This window comes from Streptomyces sp. (assembly GCF_031178505.1).
Taxonomy (GTDB): Bacteria; Actinomycetota; Actinomycetes; order Streptomycetales; family Streptomycetaceae; genus Streptomyces; species Streptomyces gulbargensis.
Map to the genome: position 1 here is coordinate 1 of NZ_JAPSIW010000962.1, position 2,145 is coordinate 2,145.

The following is a 2,145-nucleotide window of genomic DNA, read 5'->3' on the forward strand; positions in this document are numbered from 1 at the left end:
GGTGCCAGTGTCCTGTCGGCGGCGGTGCTGGGGATCGTGGTCGCCGCCGCCGTCTCCTGCGCCGCCTTCTACCTCTTCTACACGCACGAGGACGCCGCCGGACGGCCCGCGCCCTACTGACCGAGGGCGCCGGCCCGCGCGCCCGGTGCGGTGTGGCGGCGCCGGTGGTCCACGGCCACGGCGGCGAGCAGCACCGGCCAGGCGAGGAGCGGCGCGTAGCAGACGATCACCAGCGCCTCCTGCGCCGGTGAGGCCGGTATCCCGGGCCCGAGGCCGGCGGCGGAGGCGTAGAACCCCCAGGCGATGAGCGCGCACAGGCCCGTGACGCCGGCGAACGCGGTCCGCCACGCGACCACCGGGTTCACCGGCCGGCCGCCGAGGAACGGCATCCGGCGCGGGAGGACCTCGCCCCACGGGCGGACGAGCCCCAGGGTGAGGAAGGCCAGCAGCTCGGACACGACGCTCAGGGAGACCACGTACACCGCCTCCCCGGTGCTCATCATCCCGCCCGGACCGTGGTGCCAGGCGTCCTGGGTGACCGGAAGGCCGGCGACGAGCGCGAGGCGCCACAGGCCGGACGGCAGAGTGAGGAGGGGCACGGCGTGGGCGGCGAGGACGGCCCAACGGGGCACGCCGGCAAGGGCCTTGATGCTCATCATGGGAGCAGGTTCCGCCGGGCCGGGGGTACGGGGCGTCGCCCCGGCGAACGGTCCTCCTCCGCCGCGCGGTGGAGCCGCCGTACACCCTCCGGGCCGCCGCCCGGCGGCGGTGGCGGGCCGGTGGCTCCCGCAGCAGACTGGGAGGAGCGCCCCTCGGGGCCCCGGCGCCCCGGCGCGCCGCGCGACCGGCCCGGAGGTGCGGGCAGGAGCCGGAGGACACGGCAGGACGGACCGGCACGAGGACACGGCATGACCGACGACCACGAGCGAACCGCGCGGACCGGCGGCCGGAAGCGGCCGGCCCGAAACGGCCACCGCGCCACCCGTCATCCCGCCACCGGCCGCCGCCGCACGGAGCCGGACGGCCCGCCCGGTGCGGACGACACGCCCGGCGGGGGCGCGGCATGAGCGGCGGCGGGGACGGCGGGCTCGCCGTCGAGACCGAGGGCCTGGTCAAGGTCTTCGGCACCAACCGCGCCGTCGACGGCGTCGACCTGCGGATCCCCGCCGGCACCGTCTACGGGGTCCTCGGCCCCAACGGCGCCGGCAAGACCACGACCGTCAAGGTCCTGGCGACCCTGCTGCGCCCGGACGGCGGCCGCGCCCGCGTGTTCGGCCGCGACGTGGTCACCGACGCGGACGCGGTACGGGGCCGGGTCAGCCTCACCGGCCAGTACGCCTCGGTCGACGAGGACCTGACCGGCACCGAGAACCTGGTGCTGCTCGCGCGCCTGCTCGGGCACACGCGAGCGGCCTCGCGGGACCGGGCCGCGCGGCTCCTGGCCGCCTTCGGGCTGTCGGAGGCGGCGGGCCGGCAGGTGAAGACGTACTCGGGCGGCATGCGGCGCCGGATCGACATCGCGGCCTCCCTGCTCAACACCCCGGACCTGCTGTTCCTGGACGAGCCGACCACCGGCCTCGACCCGCGCAGCCGGAACCAGGTGTGGGACATCGTGCGCGCGGTCGTCGAGCAGGGCACGACCGTGCTGCTCACCACGCAGTACCTCGACGAGGCGGACCGGCTGGCCTCCCGCATCGCCGTCATCGACCACGGCCGGGTGATCGCCGAGGGCACCAAGGGCGAGCTGAAGGCCTCGGTGGGCGCCGGTTCCGTGCACGTACGGCTCCGGGACCCGGCGCGGCGCGCGGACGCCGAGCGGGTCCTCGCCGGCGCCCTGCGCACCTCCGTCCAGCTCGACGCCGACCCGGTGGCCCTCACCGCGACGGTCGACGGGCGGGGTACGGAGCGGGGTGCGGCGGAGCAGGCGGCGCGGGCGCTGGCGGAGCTGTCGCGGGCGGGGATCGCCGTGGACGACTTCGCGCTCGGGCAGCCGAGCCTGGACGAGGTGTTCCTCGCCCTGACGGAACGGAAGGGACCGCCGGCATGACCACCGTCACCACCGGCAAGGACAAGGACCCCGCGGCCGGTCCGGCCGGGGCCGCCGACGCCACGGACTTCGTCGCCCCGCGCGCCGAGGACCTCGCG

General features: G+C 77.0%; 3 protein-coding genes. 2 read left to right on the forward strand and 1 reads right to left on the reverse strand.

Features of this window, described 5'->3' with window-relative positions; translation table 11 throughout:
• Positions 1-113: 113 nt before the first annotated feature.
• Complete coding sequence (locus RIF68_RS35090; RefSeq protein ID WP_309055601.1) at positions 114-659, reverse strand: hypothetical protein; 546 nt, start codon at positions 657-659, stop codon at positions 114-116.
• Between the two features lie 249 nt (positions 660-908).
• On the opposite strand from RIF68_RS35090, the gene RIF68_RS35095 reads away from it, so the two are divergent.
• Together RIF68_RS35095 and RIF68_RS35100 are read left to right on the forward strand one after the other, a co-directional pair.
• On the forward strand, positions 909-1,067 hold the full coding sequence (locus RIF68_RS35095) for a hypothetical protein (RefSeq protein WP_309055603.1): 159 nt from the start codon (positions 909-911) through the stop codon (positions 1,065-1,067).
• On the forward strand, positions 1,064-2,047 hold the full coding sequence (locus tag RIF68_RS35100; protein ID WP_309055604.1) for an ATP-binding cassette domain-containing protein: 984 nt from the start codon (positions 1,064-1,066) through the stop codon (positions 2,045-2,047). The genes RIF68_RS35095 and RIF68_RS35100 overlap by 4 nt, the downstream gene beginning before the upstream one ends.
• The last annotated feature ends 98 nt before the right edge of the window (positions 2,048-2,145 follow it).

What these genes read in the sequence shown, in the direction of transcription:
- RIF68_RS35090 (WP_309055601.1), bottom strand. Translation starts at nt 659, where the DNA reads ATGATGAGCATCAAGGCCCTTGCCGGCGTGCCCCGTTGGGCCGTCCTC.
- RIF68_RS35095 (WP_309055603.1), top strand. Translation starts at nt 909, where the DNA reads ATGACCGACGACCACGAGCGAACCGCGCGGACCGGCGGCCGGAAGCGG.
- RIF68_RS35100 (WP_309055604.1), top strand. Translation starts at nt 1,064, where the DNA reads ATGAGCGGCGGCGGGGACGGCGGGCTCGCCGTCGAGACCGAGGGCCTG.